The 18,762-nt window shown below is 41.7% G+C and carries 16 protein-coding genes; 12 read left to right on the forward strand and 4 right to left on the reverse strand.

From position 1 onward, the window contains the following. Positions 1-570: 570 nt before the first annotated feature. The 6 genes from PIECOFPK_RS04990 to PIECOFPK_RS05015 all read left to right on the forward strand — a co-directional run bounded on the left by PIECOFPK_RS04990 (position 571) and on the right by PIECOFPK_RS05015 (position 8,341). Positions 571-1,542, forward strand: coding sequence for a glycoside hydrolase family 43 protein (locus PIECOFPK_RS04990; protein WP_330973312.1), 972 nt, complete (start codon positions 571-573; stop codon positions 1,540-1,542). A 60-nt stretch (positions 1,543-1,602) separates the two neighbouring features. Beyond that, entirely contained in the window at positions 1,603-3,249 is a 1,647-nt protein-coding gene (locus tag PIECOFPK_RS04995) for a ribulokinase (protein ID WP_330973313.1), read from the forward strand. A 67-nt stretch (positions 3,250-3,316) separates the two neighbouring features. Continuing rightward, positions 3,317-4,024 (forward strand): L-ribulose-5-phosphate 4-epimerase, encoded by a 708-nt coding sequence (locus PIECOFPK_RS05000; protein WP_409966654.1) that lies wholly within the window; start codon positions 3,317-3,319, stop codon positions 4,022-4,024. A gap of 145 nt (positions 4,025-4,169) precedes the next feature. Beyond that, on the forward strand, positions 4,170-5,672 hold the full coding sequence (gene araA / locus PIECOFPK_RS05005) for an L-arabinose isomerase (protein WP_409966655.1): 1,503 nt from the start codon (positions 4,170-4,172) through the stop codon (positions 5,670-5,672). Between the two features lie 95 nt (positions 5,673-5,767). Beyond that, a complete protein-coding gene (locus PIECOFPK_RS05010) occupies positions 5,768-7,501 on the forward strand; it encodes a sodium:solute symporter family transporter (protein ID WP_330973316.1) in 1,734 nt (577 codons plus the stop codon). Positions 7,502-7,612: 111 nt separating this feature from the next. Continuing rightward, the gene (locus PIECOFPK_RS05015) at positions 7,613-8,341 is read left to right on the forward strand and encodes an EcsC family protein (protein ID WP_409966656.1); all 729 of its coding nucleotides are present in this window, start codon (positions 7,613-7,615) and stop codon (positions 8,339-8,341) included. A gap of 49 nt (positions 8,342-8,390) precedes the next feature. Here PIECOFPK_RS05015 and PIECOFPK_RS05020 read toward each other — a convergent pair whose 3' ends face one another. Next, positions 8,391-9,224, reverse strand: coding sequence for a transketolase (locus PIECOFPK_RS05020; RefSeq protein ID WP_330973318.1), 834 nt, complete (start codon positions 9,222-9,224; stop codon positions 8,391-8,393). 125 nt (positions 9,225-9,349) lie between these two features. Here PIECOFPK_RS05020 and PIECOFPK_RS05025 point away from each other — a divergent pair, with 125 nt between their 5' ends. The 4 genes from PIECOFPK_RS05025 (at position 9,350) to PIECOFPK_RS05040 (ending at position 12,508) form a co-directional block, all read left to right on the forward strand. Beyond that, on the forward strand, positions 9,350-10,495 hold the full coding sequence (locus tag PIECOFPK_RS05025) for an MraY family glycosyltransferase (RefSeq protein ID WP_409966657.1): 1,146 nt from the start codon (positions 9,350-9,352) through the stop codon (positions 10,493-10,495). Positions 10,496-10,562: 67 nt separating this feature from the next. After that, positions 10,563-11,126: a ribosome recycling factor gene (frr, locus tag PIECOFPK_RS05030; protein WP_330973320.1), complete on the forward strand. Its 564-nt coding sequence runs from the start codon at positions 10,563-10,565 to the stop codon at positions 11,124-11,126. A gap of 94 nt (positions 11,127-11,220) precedes the next feature. Beyond that, positions 11,221-11,595, forward strand: coding sequence for a large conductance mechanosensitive channel protein MscL (mscL, locus tag PIECOFPK_RS05035; RefSeq protein ID WP_330973321.1), 375 nt, complete (start codon positions 11,221-11,223; stop codon positions 11,593-11,595). 91 nt (positions 11,596-11,686) lie between these two features. Beyond that, positions 11,687-12,508 carry a segregation and condensation protein A gene (locus PIECOFPK_RS05040; RefSeq protein WP_330973322.1) on the forward strand — a complete coding sequence of 274 codons (822 nt, stop codon included), beginning with the start codon at positions 11,687-11,689 and terminating at the stop codon, positions 12,506-12,508. A 52-nt stretch (positions 12,509-12,560) separates the two neighbouring features. Here PIECOFPK_RS05040 and PIECOFPK_RS05045 read toward each other — a convergent pair whose 3' ends face one another. After that, positions 12,561-14,081: an OmpP1/FadL family transporter gene (locus PIECOFPK_RS05045; RefSeq protein ID WP_409966658.1), complete on the reverse strand. Its 1,521-nt coding sequence runs from the start codon at positions 14,079-14,081 to the stop codon at positions 12,561-12,563. Between the two features lie 40 nt (positions 14,082-14,121). After that, positions 14,122-14,985, reverse strand: coding sequence for a hypothetical protein (locus PIECOFPK_RS05050; RefSeq protein WP_409966659.1), 864 nt, complete (start codon positions 14,983-14,985; stop codon positions 14,122-14,124). Positions 14,986-15,312: 327 nt separating this feature from the next. Here PIECOFPK_RS05050 and proS point away from each other — a divergent pair, with 327 nt between their 5' ends. Beyond that, positions 15,313-16,791, forward strand: a complete 1,479-nt coding sequence (gene proS / locus PIECOFPK_RS05055) for a proline--tRNA ligase (protein ID WP_330973325.1) — start codon at positions 15,313-15,315, stop codon at positions 16,789-16,791. Positions 16,792-16,813: 22 nt separating this feature from the next. Here proS and rlmN read toward each other — a convergent pair whose 3' ends face one another. Then, positions 16,814-17,857 carry a 23S rRNA (adenine(2503)-C(2))-methyltransferase RlmN gene (gene rlmN / locus PIECOFPK_RS05060; protein WP_330973326.1) on the reverse strand — a complete coding sequence of 348 codons (1,044 nt, stop codon included), beginning with the start codon at positions 17,855-17,857 and terminating at the stop codon, positions 16,814-16,816. 261 nt (positions 17,858-18,118) lie between these two features. Between rlmN and PIECOFPK_RS05065 the strand changes: the two genes are divergently transcribed. Beyond that, positions 18,119-18,751 carry a peroxiredoxin gene (locus PIECOFPK_RS05065; protein WP_330973327.1) on the forward strand — a complete coding sequence of 211 codons (633 nt, stop codon included), beginning with the start codon at positions 18,119-18,121 and terminating at the stop codon, positions 18,749-18,751. Positions 18,752-18,762: the final 11 nt, after the last annotated feature.

The raw sequence follows: 18,762 nt of genomic DNA on the forward strand, positions 1-18,762 counted from the left end.
GAATGATTAGTTGCAAACATCGAGTTGTTGTGATACTTTATTTCGATTTTATCGGAAGGGTACTAAAATGCAAGGTGATTTACGAATAAACAGAGAACTGTATTTGGAGGCTTTATAATTAGCACACCAAAACTATTTCTTTCAGAGAAGTATAATTATCAGCCTGATAAAAAGCCTTGCTATGGATTAATATACTTTTCCCAGATAGGAAATTTTGGATTCGTAATGAATGTATTGGTAAGGAAGATATTCATCGACAGTTTTATTAGAATAAATAATAGATCGTTTTTATTAACGAATATTTGATCTACAGTTTAAGCTTCGCCAAACATTTAACAGCCATTAAACAATATTGCTTTACACTATATGTCTTACTTGAACTATTTTAGTTATTGTGTAAGTAGCTGAACATGCTGGGATATAATGTAAGCTAGATGTAGTTTTTATATAAGTGCTGACGCTGAAAGATGGCATTACTACTTACAAATTACACGGCCTTTTGAAATCAATTTGGGTTCTGTACCTTTAGCAAGCTGGTTTCTTAAATCATTTATAAAAATCACTTGCATAATGAAAAGAGTAATATTCGTTTTGATGGGTTTTATGACAGTCATGGGTTTGTATGGCCAAAAACAAACTTCCGGAAATCCTATTTTTCCGGGCTGGTATGCCGATCCTGAAGTAGCGGTGTTTAAAAAGCAATACTGGATTTTTCCCACTTATTCGGATGTTTATGAGAAGCAGGTATTTCTGGATGCTTTTTCGTCAGACGATTTAGTGCATTGGAAGAAGCATCCGCGAATAGTAGATACTGCAGCTATTAAATGGGCCAAGCGTGCTATGTGGGCACCTGCGATAGTAGAAAAAGACAATAAATATTTTTTATTCTTTGCTGCTAATGATATTCAAAATGATAATGAAATAGGAGGCATAGGTATTGCTGTGGCAGACAAGCCGGAAGGACCGTACAAAGATTATCTGGGAAAGCCATTGATTGATAAATTTTACAACGGGGCGCAACCTATCGATCAGTTTGTATTTAAAGATAGTGATGGACAGTATTACATGTACTACGGAGGTTGGCGTCATTGCAATGTAGTCAAGCTTAAAGATGATTTTACCGGTTTTATTCCCTTTGAAGATGGAAGTATTTATAAAGAGGTAACCCCAGAGAAATACGTGGAAGGTCCCTTTATGTTTATACGTAACGGAAAATATTATTTTATGTGGTCTGAAGGAGGGTGGACGGGTCCGGATTACAGCGTGGCATATGCGATAGCCGATTCGCCCTTAGGCCCTTTTAAAAGAATAGGCAAAATTTTGGAGCAGGATACAACCATAGCCACCGGAGCCGGGCACCATTCAGTGTTGCAGATACCAGGTAAGGAGGAATATTATATTGTGTATCACCGCCGGCCTATTACGGAAACCCACGGAAATTCTCGTGTTGTATGTATTGATAAGATGGAGTTTGATGAAAACGGACTTATTAAACCGGTGGTCATTACCCGGGAAGGTGTAAAACCTGTGAAATTAAAATAATTGTATAGTTTACAATTAATACTAATTGTTTCATTATTTTAGCGCTAAAAATTTGCTGCCATGTCTCACGATGCTTTTGTAATTGGAGTGGATTATGGGTCAGATTCGGTTCGTTCGGTGATTCTGGATACCCGTAATGGAAATGAAATCGCAACATCGGTATTTGAATATCCCCGTTGGAAGGACGGATTATATTGTAATCCGGATGCCAATCAGTTTCGTCAGCATCCGCTGGATTATATTGAGGGCCTGATATATACCGTGAAGGACTGTATTGAAAAAGCCGGAGGAAATGTTGCAAAATATATTAAGGGCATCTCTGTAGACACAACTGGTTCCACACCTGTAGCCGTCGATCATACAGGAACACCGTTGGCCCTCACGCCGGGTTTTGAGGAAAACCCTAACGCGATGTTTGTATTATGGAAGGATCACACTTCCATCAGGGAGGCTGAAGAAATCAATCAGCACGCTCAAAAATTCGAAACCAATTATCTCAAATATGTAGGAGGCATCTACTCCAGTGAGTGGTTCTGGGCAAAACTGCTGCATGTATTTCGTGAGGATGAAAAGGTGCGAAATGCAACCGCAAGCTGGGTAGAGCATTGCGATTGGATACCTTTTTTACTAACCGGAGGAAAGGATGTAAAAGAAATTAAGCGAGGAGTATGTTCTGCTGGACATAAAGGTATCTGGTCCGAGGAGTTTGGAGGGTTTCCTCCTAATGAATTTTTTGCTTCTCTAGATCCGTTGCTAGATGGGTTTACATCCAAACTTCCTCGAGACACCTATACTGCAGATAAGCCTGCGGGAAACCTGTCCGCAGAATGGGCAGAAAAGCTGGGATTGAATACCGATGTAGTAGTGGGTATTGGTGCTTTTGATGCGCATATGGGTGCTGTAGGAGGACAGATAGAGCCCTATTTCTTAAGTAAAGTGATGGGGACCTCTACCTGCGATATGTTGGTAGTACCTCAGGATGAGTTTGGAGATAAGCTTGTTCGTGGTATTTGTGGACAGGTTCCGGGATCTATCATTCCCGGAATGATGGGATTGGAAGCTGGCCAAAGCGCTTTTGGTGATATTTATGCATGGTTTAAGAATCTGATTGCATGGCCGCTTCGTTTTGTGGAGGATAATACGCTTAGAAAATCTATCGAATCTCGCATTATAAAAGAGCTTTCTGAAGCCGCTTCCCAACTGCCTTTGAATGAAGAAGACGAACTAGCTGTTGATTGGCTGAACGGAAGACGCACGCCCGATGCTAATCAAAAGTTGAAAGGGGCTATCGCCGGTTTAAATCTGGGTAGTAATGCTCCGGCCGTTTTTAAAGCCCTCGTGGAAGCAAGTTGTTTTGGTGCACGAGCCATTGTAGACCGATTTAATGCCGAAGGCGTTCCGGTGAAAGGATTGATTGGAGTGGGGGGAGTAGCTAAGAAATCGCCTTATGTGATGCAGGTGATGGCTGATGTTATGAACATGCCTATCAAAATTCACAAGTCGGAACAAACCTGTGCTGCAGGAGCAGCCATGTTTGCTGCTACGGTCGCCGGCCTGTATCCGAATGTGAATGAAGCTATGAATGCTATGGGGCAAGGCTTTGATGCCGAGTATCGTCCTATTCCAGAGCATACAGCATACTATGCTAAGCGTATGAAGGAATATGAGGCGTTTGGAAAATTTATAGAAACATCGCTAAGTGCATAGATGTTATCAGGGTTGCAAAAGAAAAGTGTTTTTTCTTGTATTGTGATGCCCTGTATGAAATAAGCATATGAACTACAGATATATTCGTGAAGCTGCATACGAAGCCAATATGCAGCTACCCAAATTGGGATTGGTGTTGTTTACTTTTGGTAATGTAAGTGAGGCGGACCGCGATAAAGGTGTGTTTGCCATTAAGCCTAGTGGAGTGCCATATGAACAGCTCTCTCCGGAAAAAATGGTTATCGTCGACTTTGACGGAAATAAAGTAGAAGGGTCGTTGAACCCTTCTTCGGACACACTCACGCACGCCGTTTTGTACAAGCATTGGGAAGAGATAGGTGGTATTGTACATACGCACTCTACCTATGCTACAGCCTGGGCGCAATCGCAGCGTGATATTCCCATTTTCGGTACTACGCACGCCGATTATAATACGGTGGATATACCCTGTGCGCCACCCATGAGTGATGAAATGATTCAAGGTAATTACGAGTACGAAACGGGATTTCAAATTATTAACTGTTTTAAGGAAAGAGGACTGGACTACAAGGAAGTTGAAATGATTTTGGTGGGTAATCATGCTCCTTTTACGTGGGGAAAAAATGCCACCAAAGCCGTGCACAATAGTGCTGTATTGGAGCAAATTGCTAAGATGGCTTTCCTTACAGAGCAAATCAATCCTAACGCTCCGCGACTGAAGGATGCCCTCATTAAAAAGCATTATGAACGAAAGCATGGACCTGACAGCTATTACGGACAGTCAGATTATCATTAAAAACTGTGGGAAAACACAGGATAGGCAGCCAGTTTCATAATGGTGCTATCTTCTTTAAAGCCGCCATTTGTACGGTAGTACAAGTGTGCGACGCAAGAGCGATGCGTAACCGTAAACAGTTTGTAACAAAATAAAAAAGAACTCAATGACAGATTTAAAGCAACTGGAAGTGTGGTTTGCAACCGGTAGTCAGAACCTTTATGGGGAGCAAACCCTAATTGAAGTAGATCAGCATTCAAAAGAAATAGCAGGTTATATTAACGACCATAGCAGCATTCCGGTAACGGTTGTATATAAAGGGACCTTGAAGTCTACCGAAGAGGTTTTTGCTTTTTGTGCGGAAGCTAATCATAATGAAAGTTGTATTGGGGTGATTACTTGGATGCATACATTTTCTCCGGCGAAAATGTGGATTAACGGCTTGCGTATTTTGCATAAGCCTTTGCTCCATTTTCATACACAGTACAATCGCGATATACCATGGAGTGATATCGATATGGACTTCATGAATACCAACCAGTCTGCCCATGGCGACAGAGAGTTTGGATTCATGGTAAGTCGTATGCGCAAGCGTCGCAAGGTAGTAGTAGGGCACTGGAAAGATGATCAAGCTATTGAGCGTATTGCTGCATGGGCTAGAGCCGCAGCCGGCTGGCACGATTGGCAGGGTGCAAGATTTGTACGCTTTGGCGATAACATGCGTTACGTAGCAGTAACCGAAGGTGATAAAGTGGAGGCCGAAATGCGTTTTGGTTATAGTGTAAATACACACGGCATAGGTGATTTGGTAAAAGTGATTAATGAAGTGTCTGATGCAGAAGTGCAGGCTCTTGTGAAAGAGTATTTCGACACTTATGAGGTAATGGATGTGTTGCAGGAAGGTAAATCGCACCACGAATCGCTGCAGGTGGCCGCTCGAATTGAACTGGGGCTAAAGCATTTCTTGGAAGACGGAGGCTATAAGGGCTTCAGCGATACTTTTGAAGACTTACACGGTATGCGTCAGCTGCCGGGCATCGGAGCCCAGCGCATGATGGCAGCCGGATATGGTTTTGCGGGAGAAGGTGACTGGAAAACGGCAGCGCTGGTACGCGCTATGAAAGTAATGGCTACAGGACTGCCGGGAGGTAACAGTTTTATGGAAGATTATACCTACCATTTTGATCCGCAGAACGCTCTTGTGTTGGGTGCGCACATGTTGGAGATCTGCCCCTCCATTGCTAGTGGCAAAGCTAGTGTAGAAGTGCACCCTCTGGGTATTGGTGGCAAGGAAGATCCGGTGCGTCTTGTATTCAATGCAAAAGGAGGGGCTGCGTTAAATGCATCCATTGTGGATATGGGTAACAGATTTAGATTGTTGGTGAATGAAGTAGAAGCGCTTGAGCCCCAGCACGATTTACCCAAGCTGCCTGTAGCCCGTGTATTATGGCGTCCTTATCCTGATATGAATACAGGTTGTGCGGCATGGATATTGGCAGGGGGCGCGCATCATACCTGTTACTCACAAAACCTCACGGCTGAGCATCTGGAAGACTTTGCTGATATGGCCGGCATTGAGTTTACACTTATCGGCAAAAACACAGACCTCTACCATTTCAAGAACGAATTGAGGTGGAGCGAGGTATATTATCAGCTTAATAAATCTTAAAAACCGGTAAAACAAATGTGAGAATATTACATTTTAATGAACTTATTATTTTTATATTCGCGAGGTTTTAAAAAAATGATAACAATTTCAGCCATATGAGTAAATATCTAGGAACTGCAGATTACATCGTCTTTTTCGTGTATTTCATCATCGTAGCCTCTTACGGATATTGGGTATATCTGCGTAAAAAGAAAGCTACAGTTACCGCTTCACACGACTATTTCCTTGCAGAGGGTTCTTTGTCTTGGTGGGCTATCGGGGCTTCTCTAATTGCTTCTAACATTTCTGCGGAGCAATTTATTGGAATGAGTGGTGAAGGTTTCTTCGTAGGTGTTGCCGTGGCAGCATATGAGTGGATCGCTGCCGTAGCATTGATCATCATTGCTATATGGTTCATACCTATTTACCTAAAGAACAAAATATATACCATGCCGCAGTTCCTAGAAACGCGGTATAACAAATCCGTTTCGCTCATCATGGCTGTGTTCTGGTTGTTCTTGTATGTAATTGTAAACCTTACTTCTATTCTGTATCTGGGCGCTCTGGCCATAGATGCATTACTTGGGGGAGGTTATTTGCATACAATCATGGTAATCCTGTTGATAATGGCATTGTTGATTGGTTTGGGTGGTATGAAGGTAATTGGTTATACCGATGTGATACAGGTGGCAGTGCTGATTATTGGTGGATTTGCAACGGTGTATATGGCTTTGCAAATTGTAGACCAACGGGTTAACGGAGCAGCTACCGGAAGTGCTATTGCAGGATTTAAGGCCCTGCTCAATGAAGCGCCTCAACATTTCAAGCTGATTTTGGATAAACCCAAGGTAACCACCACCACATTGAACATGCCAGAGAATTTGGATGTACAAAAGTATGTGGTACTGCCCGGTTTGGCAATGTACTTTGCGGGTCAGTGGATTGTAAACCTGAACTATTGGGGATGTAACCAATATATTACACAACGTGCGTTGGGTGCTGATTTGAAAACAGCCCGTACCGGTATTCTTTTTGCCGGCTTCCTGAAGTTGTTCATGCCCGTAATTGTAATGCTGCCTGGTATCGCTGCATACGTTTTATACACCAAGGGCGAATTACCAGGGTTTAACGGTGTGAAGGATAGTGCCTACTCAGCTATTTTAGGCTTTTTGCCGGTAGGGTTAAAAGGGCTGGCAGTTGCGGCGCTTACTGCTGCCATTGTAGCTTCTTTAGCCGGAAAAGTAAATAGTATTTCTACAATCTATACGCTGGATATTTATAAAAAGTATCTGAAAAAAGATGCTACAGAGCTACAGCTGGTAAGAACCGGAAGATGGGCCATTATCGTGGCTATGCTGGTAGCGCTGGCATTTACTTGGACAGATGTACTGGGCATCAGTGGTGAGGGTGGTTTTACCTTTATTCAGAAATATACAGGCTTTATCAGCCCGGGTGTGTTTGCTATGTTCCTGTTGGGTATGTTCTGGAAGCGTACTACAGGTACTGCCGCTCTGGTGGGTGTGATATTGGGATTCGTATTAGCGATATTCTTCAATAGTTATGCCGTGGATATTTTTGGTAAAGAAACCTGGATGTACACAGCTTTCACTTACGAAAAAATGGAGAACGGGGTTGTACATACCATTACCGAAATTCCGTTTTTGATCAATATGGGTTGGTCCTTTGTGATTACAGTGATTGTAATGGTATTAATCAGCCTTGCAGGTCCTAAAGTAAATCCAAAGGCCTTTGTTATCGACAGAAGCATGTTTAAGCTGGATCCTAGAACGATTGTGTTGATTGTAATAATTCTGTTATTGCTTTCTGCACTGTATGTAAGATTCTGGTAAGAAATAATCTGTTTTTCTATAGAACCGGTCAGTTTTATCCTGGCCGGTTTTTTTATGCTTAAATGGAAATAGCGGAGTATATTTAAGCATTACTACGGACAAATCATAAGCATGGAGCAATATGAGCAGATAATAGCCCGCGAGCTTGCCGCCTGGAAAGTAAGAATGCTGAAAAAGCCGGGATTAATGGCCAAGCTTTCTAAGCGCACCCAAGATAAACTCAATGCTGCGATACCCGAAAAGGTGCACAATACCATCACTGCCATCATTAAGCAAATGATTCGCGGCGTATTGTTCGGTGCCAAGTATACTACCTCGCGCCCTCCTGAAAATGCCACTTTGCGTGAGCGGGAGTTGATTATACAGGAAAAAATAAAATTTTACCGCAGCACAGCAGCTATTGAAGGTGGTGTAACCGGGGCCGGAGGTATCTTCCTAGGTTTAGCAGACTTTCCCATGCTTCTGGCTTTGAAATTGAAACTACTTTATGAAATTGCCACCGTGTACGGATTTGACTTGAATGACTACAAAGAACGCATTTATCTACTACATGTTTTTGAACTGGCTTTTTCGGGTAAAGCGCATAGTAGAGAGGTGTTTTTAAAAATCGAAAACTGGGAGCAATATGCAAAAGAGCTTCCTGAAGACATCCATCAGTTTGACTGGCGAAAGTTTCAGCAAGAGTACAGAGATTATCTGGATATTGCTAAAATGGCACAGCTGCTTCCGATAATTGGTGCTCCTGTAGGATTTGTTGTGAACTACAAGCTAGTAAAAAAGTTGGGCGAAACTGCTATGAACGCTTATAGAATACGGTATTTAAAGTCGGGTTCTGGATAATAAAAAAGAGGTGTGGTTAACCACACCTCTTTTTTTCTATGTAGATGGTTTAATAATCTCCTAGTGTTTCGGGTAATTGTTCCAGGGCTTTAGCCAATTGCTCATCATTAGGCGCAATTCCATGCCAGCCGTGATCATTTTCCATAAAGTCTACACCTTTACCCATAACGGTACGCATCATAATACCTACCGGTTTGCCTTTGCCGGTAGCTTCTTTAGCCTGTTCCAGTACGGCTACCACTTCGTCCATATCGTTACCGTTCATCTCCAAGACATGCCATCCAAATGCCTGAAACTTTTCTCTCAGGTCGCCCAAGTCCAATACTTTCTGGGTAGGACCGTCAATCTGTTGGCCGTTCCAGTCAACAGTAGCAATAAGGTTATCTACCTTATGAGCTGCAGCAAACATTACGGCTTCCCATACTTGTCCTTCATTCAACTCACCATCACCAAGCAGTGCATATACCAGTTTGGAATCGCCGTTTAATTTTTTGGAAAGTGCGGCACCAATGGCAACACTTAAGCCTTGTCCTAAAGAGCCACTAGCTACACGTACGCCGGGTAAATGTTCATGAGTGGCGGGGTGTCCTTGTAGGCGGCTGTTTATTTTACGGAAAGTGGCTAATTCTTTAACATCGAAATAACCAGAGCGGGCCAGAACGGAGTAAAATACCGGTGATATATGACCGTTGGAAAGAAAAAACAGGTTTTCATTTTTTCCCTCCATATTAAAGGACGGATTGTGCTCCATCACTTTGAAATACAATGCAGTTAAAAAGTCGGCACAGCCAAGGGAACCTCCCGGGTGACCACTTTGGGCGCCATGAACCATTCGTACGATGTCTCTTCTCACTTGAGTTGCTATTTCTTGCAAAGTTGCCATTAGTCATTAAGTTTATGTGTGTTACAAATATGCACTATTTTTTACTCATAATATGAGTATGAGTCCTAAAAATTGCCTAAGATACATAAAATACTTACTTTTGCTAAACTATTAAACCTTATTGAATGCTCCAAATTCTGGCAACAGCTATAATTTCGTTTATAGTTGCTTTTTTAGCAATTCCGGTAATTATTTTAGTTGCTGAAAAGAAAAAGTTATTTGATATACCGGATGAACGGAAATTGCATACCCATACTATAGCCTCGTTAGGGGGAATAGGAGTTTTTATCGGACTAACTTTTGCACTGCTATTAAGCGTCAACTTCCAGCAAAGTCCCGAATTTCAGTATTTTATAGCCGCGCTGCTACTGATGTTTTTCATCGGATTAAAGGACGATATTATTGCCTTATCAGCTTTTAAAAAGTTTGTAGTACAAATTATAGCTGCGGGATTAGTAATTCATTTAGGGGGGATAAGAATTGAGAGCTTATACGGGCTTGCTGGGATTTATGATATCAGTCCGGTTTACGGGCTTGCATTAAGCTATATTATTCTTATCTTAATTATTAACGCATTTAACCTGATTGATGGGGTAGATGGATTGGCGGGAAGTCTGGGTATACTCTCTACTTCATTGTTGGGTACTTACTTTTATATGGCCGGTATGATGCCTTATGCGTTGTTGGCATTCTCCTTATCGGCAGCATTAATGGCTTTTCTTATTTTCAATTTTCATCCCGCAAAAATCTTCATGGGCGATTGCGGCTCATTAACGGTAGGACTCATATGTGGTATTCTAGTGTTGAAGTTTATTAATGTGGCGGCCAATCCGGCATCTCCTTTTCCCATTGAGTCATCAGTAGCCTTGGGAATTGCTGTAATACTAGTGCCTTTGGTTGATACTGTCCGAGTATTTGCAATTCGGATTTTGAAAGGACGTTCCCCCTTCTTTCCCGATAGAAATCACGTGCATCATTTATTGCTCGATCATGGTTTTAATCACTCTGGAGTCACTACTATTTGTGTAGCTGCCAATATATTGTTTATTGTGTGGGTATATTTTTGCCGCTCCTTAGGAAATACTCCCCTCGTCATAGGCCTTTTTTTCATTTGTTATGTAATATTAGGAGCATTATTTTATACCCTTCCCCGCCGTAAATTGGTTATTCAAAGACAGATTATATCCAGCCTTCAAGAAAAGAAACCGGCTTCAAAGGTTATAGATCTTTCTACCAAAAAAGAATTGGGAAATGAAAAAGTAAAAGGGTAATTTCTTTCTAATGATTACTCTTTACACTGATTTTATTAGATTTGCTGCATTTTAAAAAACGTTAAGAATGCAAGATCAGGTAGATAAGATTATTAGCACCGCTGAAGAAGGCATGAAGAAGGCTATCGCCTTTCTGGAAGCTGAGTTAACTAAAATTAGAGCCGGTAAGGCCAACCCTCAAATGTTAGATGGCATCACGGTAGAATATTACGGAGCCCCTGTTCCTCTAAATCAGGTAGCCAATATTACAGTATTGGATGCTCGAACTTTGAACGTTCAACCGTGGGAAAAAAATATGTTGCAGCCCATAGAAAGGGCCATTATTGCTGCCAATATTGGCATTAACCCTCAAAATGATGGTGTCAACATTCGTCTGTTTTTGCCTCCTCTAACTGAAGAACGCAGAAAAGAGTTGGTTAAGAAAAGTTTTGCAGAGGGAGAAAATTCTAAAGTAGGGGTGCGCAGTGCAAGACGCGACGCTATTGAAGCTATAAAAAAGCTGCAAAAAGACGGATTGAGCGAGGATGCTGCCAAGGATGCCGAAGCTGCTGTACAGGAGCTTACAGATAAATATATTGCTTTGGTTGAGAAGCATCTGGCTGCCAAGGAAAAGGAAATAATGGCCATTTAATTTATCGGTTGTTGTTAGAGGGTAACGAGTATTCCGAGGAATGCGACAAAACAACTGCACTTTTGTATATTTTCTAACACTAAAATCTATATTTATGGGAATGCTCAAAGACTTCAAAGAGTTTGCACTAAGAGGAAATGTCGTCGACCTCGCTGTGGCAGTAATTATCGGAGGTGCGTTTGGGGCAATTGTCACATCCTTGGTTGAAGATTTAATCACACCTGTTATCCTCAATCCGGCCTTAAAAGCTGCAGGAGCCGAGAATATCGAAAAATTGGCATGGAATGGTATTCTTTATGGTAAGTTTTTGGCAGCAGTTCTCAAATTTATTGTGATTGCTTTTGTGCTGTTTTTATTAATTCGATTAGCTAATAAATTTAAGAAACAAGAAGAAGCAGCTCCGGCTGAGCCATCTTCAACAGATAAATTGTTGGCCGAAATTCGTGATGAGCTAAAGAAAAGACCCTAATTTTTGATTTTACTATTTAAGGGATAATATTTCTTACTTTTGAGTCCTGCTCTATGCAGGACTTTATTATTTTTCTACTAAAAAATTACTTGTGGCAAATACACCTACTTATCAGATAAAACTGTCGCAGTTCGAAGGTCCGTTTGATCTTTTGCTGTTCTTTATTGAGCGGGATGAGTTGGATATTTATAATATTCCCATTACAAAAATTACCAACGATTTTCTGGACTATATCCATAGTCAAGAGGCGCTGAACATAGAGCTCTCCAGCGAATTTATTCTGTTTGTGTCTACGCTGATGCGCATTAAGGCCAAGATGCTCATTCCGCGTAAGGAGCTGGATGTAAACGGCAATGAAATTGATCCACGTGAAGAACTTGTAAATAAACTACTCGAGTATAAAAAATACAAAGAAGCAGCAGCACAACTGGCCGAGCAAGAAGCATTACGTATGCTGATGATTAAGCGCGGCAACATTCAGCGCGAGTTGGCTCAAATAGGGGAAGAGGCGAGCGAGGGTACGGAAATTCAGACGCTTACGCTTTTCAAGCTCATGAAAGCGTTTGAAAGAGTTTTACAACGGTATAGTGATAGGGTAAATAAACCTGTCCATACTGTAGTAAGGTATAATTATACCATGGAAAATAGCCGTGAGCATGTGCTGCAGCTTACAGAGAGAGAAAAGAATTTGTCATTTGAAAAGCTTTTTGAAGGAGCCGAGAACAGGGTTCACGCAATTTTCCTATTCCTATCGGTACTGGAGCTGGTGCAACAAAATTTTCTCAAAATTATGGTGGGAGAGGGTAGGAATAATTTTATACTGGAATATGTGGCCCCTGAAGACCGAGATCCCGAAAGAGTTAGCGATACATCTTCTTTCGAGGATGAAAATAAAATAGAGCCTACATCATAAAAAATCCCGCTCAACTGAGCGGGATTTTTTTTATACTAAAGTTTGATTGCACTTAAATTTTAATTCCAACAGTCAATACCACTCTGGAATTATTGCTTTTCACCTCTGCGGGATAATTAGAGGCGCTGGTTAAGCGGTAGGGGAACACTACATCTTTACCCAAAGTATGTACATAACCCAGATCTACAAAGAAACCATGGTTTCTATAACCTAAACCACCGGTAATCTGAGTAATGCTTCCCTTCTCTCCCGCAATATATTTATAGGGATTGCCATAGTAAGCCCCACCCAAACGTATCATTACAGGGGTGAATTTAAGTTCCGCACCCAGTCGGGCATTCACAGTACCTTTATAGGCTTCATCGATGGCATGATTAAGTTCCTTGGGTATATTTCTATTTTCTATGATAAGGCTGTTCGGCCTGCTTGTGAATCTGGAAGCAGCATAATTGATATACTCTATATCCCCTGAAATAAAGCCTCTCTGCGATTTAATTTCATGGACATTGCCAAACAGTACAGAGAAGCTAGCGCCCACTTTAAATGGTGTACGAAGGTTGTAATCGAACACCAGTGGGTCTATGGTAGCTACTTCGTGTACATTATTAGTATCAAGAGTAGGATAGTCTTCTACGTCTGCACCGGCAGCAGCATAGTAAGTATCGCTTAAAGAATACCAGGTAGGAGTGTGCGCATAAACACCGAGTCTCACATTATCGTTTACTTTGAATACAGCACCTAGTTTAAAGTTGATACCAACACCTTTCGTTACTAAATCATCATCAAAGTAAGCATTATTAAATTGGTTGATTGTAGATTCTGAAGGATCTTGCTCATCATATAGCCTAGTAGCACCATATTGTAATACCGGGAGTCCAATAGTGGCACCTAAGTATACTTTGTCATTAATATTGGCGGCACCTGCAAAAGCAAATTCGGTGATGCCTCCGTTAGTGATTATTTCTTGCTTTTGCTCCAAACCTGATGCTCGCGCTAACTCAGAAGCCGAAGAAAATAGGGCTCCTCCAGAGGTAGTATTATCTACCCAATAAGTTTTTAAAGCAAGCTTCGAGTAAGGGTTTCTATCACCGTACTTATCAATATATTCCATGAAATAATCGGCCATAGAAGTACGGCTTAATGTACCTCCTTTATTGGTATAAGTAATGCGGTTGTTGAAGTCCGCCGCTCTGTTGATGGCAAAACCAAAGGCAGAGCTTCTCAGCGAGCCATTACCATAAGTGGGGTTACCCATTACAAACCCGGAAGTACCTAAGAAGCCGCTTGATTTATTGTCTTTGGTAGTTACCCCCAGGTAAGAGGTTTTATTATTCATGAGGTTTAAGCCTCCGGTTATCACCAAGTCGCTGGTTTTATAAAATCCTATATTCGCCGGGTTAGAGAAGATGGTTGAAATTTCTCCCCCGATGGCTCCATTGGCATTAGCAATACCTTGCGATCTGGCTGTTCCCGTATTCTGCAACCAGGAATAGCGCAACGCATCTTCCGGCGTTTGAGCATATATTGCGCCTGCAGCAGTTAACAGTGCGACTGCTAAAAAAACTCTTTTCATTAGTTACCTTGATTTGGATTGATAATTAAAGCTCGTCACATTAAAATCTCCGGCCACCAACTCCCCCACTTCTACCAACGCTACTACCAGAGGAGCGTCCTCCGCTGTTGAAGGATGGAGAAGAGTAGCTTCTGGTTTCAGTAGTTGGAGTACGGGAGTAGGTATCTGTACTGTAGGATCGGGTTGAATAATTAGACGATCCACGGTTCAAATTATAACTTCTAGCAGTATTTACATTGGAGTTGCCGCTATGGGTATACGTACTGCTATTGGAACGTACGCCATAGGTTCTTCTGTAGTTGGTAGTACCGGTTGAAGTACGATTATAAGCGCCGTAGTTAGTAGTTCTAGGACCATAGTTAGCTCTGCGGCCCACTATAATACCAGGCCCGTAGCCGTACCAACCACCATACCTGCTGCCCCACCATCCGGCGTACCAACCTCCCCACCAAGGGTCGTACCAACCCCATCCGGGACCATACCAGCCACCCCACCCTGCATACCATCTATAGTACCAGGGGGTGTACCACATGTTCCAGTAACTAACCGGACTCCAAGGTGTGTTCCAGAAGAAAGGATCATTCCAGTACACCCAGTTGTTGTAGTAGCTAAAGTTATATCTATCGCCGTAGAAATACCAGTCATCCAAAGCACTCCAACGATAGCGATTGCGTACTTTCATACGCAAATAACGATCGTCGTAGTCTTCGTACTCATCCTCATCGTCGTAAGCACGATAGCGTTTCTCGTCTGTTTTTTTAACCTTAGCATACTCCTGGGCAGGCGGCTCCGGAGAGCTGTACACATCGTCAGGAGTTTGTCCCGCTTGGTAAGCGGTAGAACAGCTTGCCAAGGCGATTACCACACCCAACAGTAACCAGAGGTTTAAATTCTTTATTTTCATTGGGCAATTATATTTATTTAGTTAATTAATTGTTTTTGTTAATCCTTAAAATTTTACATTTGCCAGATATGAAGGATTAGCCTGTAAAATTAGGGTATTCCTTCGTATATATGAGACGTCAATATTTATAAAAAGGATGCAAGATTGTTAGAGAAATCATAATAAGAATTGTTAAAAAAATATTTTTATAATAATTTAATTTTTGATTGATTATCAATTGTTTGTATTTGTATAGAAGTGTGAGGTTGATAAAATTGTAAAATTAGGACGCAGTTGTTTGCTTGAGAAAGGCTTTTAGCAATAAAAATAAAGTTGTATTACAAAAATATGAGTAAGGAAATTACACCACGAGCGCAGGATTATGCACAATGGTATAATGATTTGGTACTAAAAGGTGGACTGGCAGATTACTCTGCTGTAAGAGGCTGTATGGTGATTAAACCTTATGGTTTTTCTCTTTGGGAAAATATGCGCGATGCTTTGGACAAAATGTTTAAGGATACAGGACATGTGAATGCTTATTTTCCACTGTTTATACCCAAAAGTTTTTTAAGTAGGGAAGCGGCCCATGTGGAAGGTTTTGCCAAAGAGTGTGCAGTTGTTACACACTACAGATTGAAAAACGATCCTAATGGGAACGGCGTAATTGTAGATCCTGAAGCTAAGCTGGAAGAAGAATTGATTGTTCGTCCTACCAGTGAAACCATTATCTGGAATACTTATAAAGATTGGATACAATCTTACCGTGACTTACCTATTCTAGTGAACCAATGGGCTAATGTGGTTCGTTGGGAAATGCGTACCCGTTTGTTTTTGCGTACCGCAGAGTTTTTGTGGCAGGAAGGTCATACCGCTCATGCTACTAAGGAAGAAGCCGAAGCAGAAGCAAAAAAAATGTTGGAGGTATACGCACAGTTTGCCGAAGAGTACATGGCACTTCCGGTAATTAAAGGTGTAAAAACCGAAACAGAAAGATTTGCCGGAGCGGTAGATACCTATTGTATCGAGGCATTGATGCAGGATGGTAAGGCACTGCAGGCAGGAACTTCGCATTTCTTGGGGCAGAATTTTGCGAAAGCTTTCGACGTACAGTTCTTGAACAAAGAAAATAAACAGGAGTATGTGTGGGCTACCAGCTGGGGAGTAAGTACCCGTTTGGTAGGAGCACTGGTGATGGCTCATAGCGATGATGACGGATTGGTGTTGCCTCCTAAGATAGCTCCGTTACAGGTAGTAATTGTACCTATTTATAAAGGCGATGAGCAGAAAGCCATGATTGACGCTAAGGCCGAAGAAATACTGACCACACTCCGAAAAATGGGTATTCGTGCTCAGTATGACGGCTCGGATAATGTACGCCCTGGATGGAAATTTGCCGAGTATGAAATGAAAGGCGTACCAGTACGTATTGTCCTAGGAGCAAGAGACCTAGCTAACAATCAGGTAGAAATTGCGCGCAGAGATACCAAAGCCAAAGAAACGATCTCTGCCGATGGCATGTATGCGTATATTGAAAAATTGTTGGAGGATATCCAGAATAGTATTTTCAATAAGGCGAAGGCTTACCGCGATGAGCATATCACACCCGTAGACACTTGGGATGAATTTGTGAAGGTACTGGATGAAAAAGGTGGTTTTGTATTTGCTCACTGGGATGGTACCGCCGAAACCGAAAACGAGATTAAAGAAAAAACCAAAGCCACTATCCGCTGCATTCCTATCGATGGAAGCGGAGTGGAAGAAGGAAGCTGTATTCTTACAGGAAAGCCATCTAAGCAAAGAGTACTGTTTGCTCGCGCTTATTAATATTACTAAAAGGTAGAGGAGTTTAGCCTTTATTGGCCAGCTGTCCACAAGCGGCATCTATGTCTTTTCCGCGGCTGCGACGCAAGCGGGCATTCACCTTGTGATGCTCAAGGTAGCGCATGAACGCCTCTACCTTTTCTTCTGAAGGTTTGGTAAACTGAGCAAATTCAATAGGATTGTACTCAATGATGTTGATCAGGTCGGCGGGTACCTGACGGTAAATCTTTATCAGTTCATCCGCATCTTGTAAAGAATCGTTGAAATTATTGAAGAGAATATATTCAAGAGTGATTTCGTTCTTGGTCTTTTTATAGAAATAATTCAATGCTTCCACCAGCGATTTAATATTATTGCTTTCGTTGATGGGCATAATTTCATGCCTTTTTTTATCGTTGGCAGCGTGTAGTGATAATGCCAGCTTAAACCTTACCTGATCGTCTCCCAGCTTTTTGATCATTTTGGCTACACCCGCCGTGGATACCGTAATACGGCGCGGACTCATTCCCAGTCCCTCTGGGGAAGTAATCCGTTCGATGGCCATTAATACGTTTTTGTAATTGAGCAGCGGCTCGCCCATGCCCATGAAAACAATATTGGTAAGCTTCTTACCATAAGCTTCGACCGATTGTTTGTTAATTAGTACAACTTCGTCGAAAATCTCATCAAAGTTGAGATTGCGTTTACGCTCCAGATAACCTGTAGCACAGAACTTACAGCTGAGGCTACATCCGATTTGAGAGCTCACGCAGGCTGTTTTTCTTTCATCAGTAGGAATCAGTACACCTTCTGTGAGATGGCCGTCAAAAGTGCGGAATCTTGTTTTGATGGTGCCGTCTTGTGAATGCTGGGTAGTATCTATTCCGATGGCTGGCAGCGAAAACTGCATAGCCAGTTGCTCTCTCAATGCTTTGCTGATGTTGGTCATCGCCTCAAAGCTTTGTACAGGTTTTTGCCAAAGCCATTCGTACACTTGCTTTGCCCGGAATTTTTTCTCTCCAACAGACAAAAAATATGCTTCTAACTCCTGCAGGGACAAGTCTCTGATATTTTGTTTTACAACAGCCATTGTGCAAAGATAGGTTAACCTGAAACGTTTTTAAAAACATTATCTTTTTAAGACATTCGGAGGGGCGGCAACCCTCTCATTTGGCTATTGAGTGTCATATATACTGTCTATTTTAAACAAATCTTAATAGATTTTGTCTATAGTACTATTGAGAAAATCGATTGACATGAGTTGCTGGAAACGGTAGTTTTGCGGCCAATTTCGAGCTTGCCATTATGAATGCGTAAATACTATTGTGTAATTAATTAAAAACTGTTTATAATGGCATTAGTTGGAAAAAAAGCGCCCTCTTTCGTAGCCGGCGCAGTAATTAACGGTGAGGAAATTGTAACTGATTTTTCTTTGGATCAGTACATCGGTAAAAACCATGTTATTTTCTTCTTCTATCCCAAAGACTTTACGTTTGTTTGTCCTACTGAATTGCATGCATTTCAGGAAAAGCTGGCTGAGTTTGAGAAAAGAGGTGCTGTAGTAGTGGGTTGTTCTACAGACACTGAGGAAACACACTTGGCATGGTTAAACACTCCTAAAGACAATGGTGGTATTCAAGGTGTGACCTATCCCATTGTAGCAGATGCCAGCAAAACTATTGCCATGAACTATGGTGTACTGGCTGGCGAATATGAATTTGATGCCGATACGCAGTTATGGTCTTTCAAAGGAGCTCCTGTTGCTTACAGAGGAACGTTCCTGATCGACAAAGAAGGGATTGTCCGTCATGAATCCATCAACGATCTTCCTTTAGGTAGAAACATTGATGAATACCTGCGTCTGCTCGATGCTCAGTTACACGTAGAGAAATACGGAGAAGTTTGTCCTGCGAACTGGGAAGAAGGTGAGAAGGCAATGAAGGCTTCTACAGAAGGAGTTATTGAATATTTCTCTAATAACTAAAAAAGATAATC

The organism is Chitinophagaceae bacterium C216 (assembly GCA_028485475.2).
GTDB lineage: Bacteria > Bacteroidota > Bacteroidia > Chitinophagales > Chitinophagaceae > Niabella > Niabella composti.

Coding starts and splice junctions, on each gene's coding strand:
- PIECOFPK_RS05025 (WP_409966657.1), top strand. CDS start 9,350: ATGCTCCAAATTCTGGCAACAGCTATAATTTCGTTTATAGTTGCTTTT.
- frr (WP_330973320.1), top strand. CDS start 10,563: ATGCAAGATCAGGTAGATAAGATTATTAGCACCGCTGAAGAAGGCATG.
- PIECOFPK_RS05015 (WP_409966656.1), top strand. CDS start 7,613: ATGGAGCAATATGAGCAGATAATAGCCCGCGAGCTTGCCGCCTGGAAA.
- proS (WP_330973325.1), top strand. CDS start 15,313: ATGAGTAAGGAAATTACACCACGAGCGCAGGATTATGCACAATGGTAT.
- araA (WP_409966655.1), top strand. CDS start 4,170: ATGACAGATTTAAAGCAACTGGAAGTGTGGTTTGCAACCGGTAGTCAG.
- PIECOFPK_RS04995 (WP_330973313.1), top strand. CDS start 1,603: ATGTCTCACGATGCTTTTGTAATTGGAGTGGATTATGGGTCAGATTCG.
- PIECOFPK_RS05045 (WP_409966658.1), bottom strand. CDS start 14,081: ATGAAAAGAGTTTTTTTAGCAGTCGCACTGTTAACTGCTGCAGGCGCA.
- mscL (WP_330973321.1), top strand. CDS start 11,221: ATGGGAATGCTCAAAGACTTCAAAGAGTTTGCACTAAGAGGAAATGTC.
- rlmN (WP_330973326.1), bottom strand. CDS start 17,857: ATGGCTGTTGTAAAACAAAATATCAGAGACTTGTCCCTGCAGGAGTTA.
- PIECOFPK_RS05000 (WP_409966654.1), top strand. CDS start 3,317: ATGAACTACAGATATATTCGTGAAGCTGCATACGAAGCCAATATGCAG.
- PIECOFPK_RS05010 (WP_330973316.1), top strand. CDS start 5,768: ATGAGTAAATATCTAGGAACTGCAGATTACATCGTCTTTTTCGTGTAT.
- PIECOFPK_RS04990 (WP_330973312.1), top strand. CDS start 571: ATGAAAAGAGTAATATTCGTTTTGATGGGTTTTATGACAGTCATGGGT.
- PIECOFPK_RS05050 (WP_409966659.1), bottom strand. CDS start 14,985: ATGAAAATAAAGAATTTAAACCTCTGGTTACTGTTGGGTGTGGTAATC.
- PIECOFPK_RS05065 (WP_330973327.1), top strand. CDS start 18,119: ATGGCATTAGTTGGAAAAAAAGCGCCCTCTTTCGTAGCCGGCGCAGTA.
- PIECOFPK_RS05020 (WP_330973318.1), bottom strand. CDS start 9,224: ATGGCAACTTTGCAAGAAATAGCAACTCAAGTGAGAAGAGACATCGTA.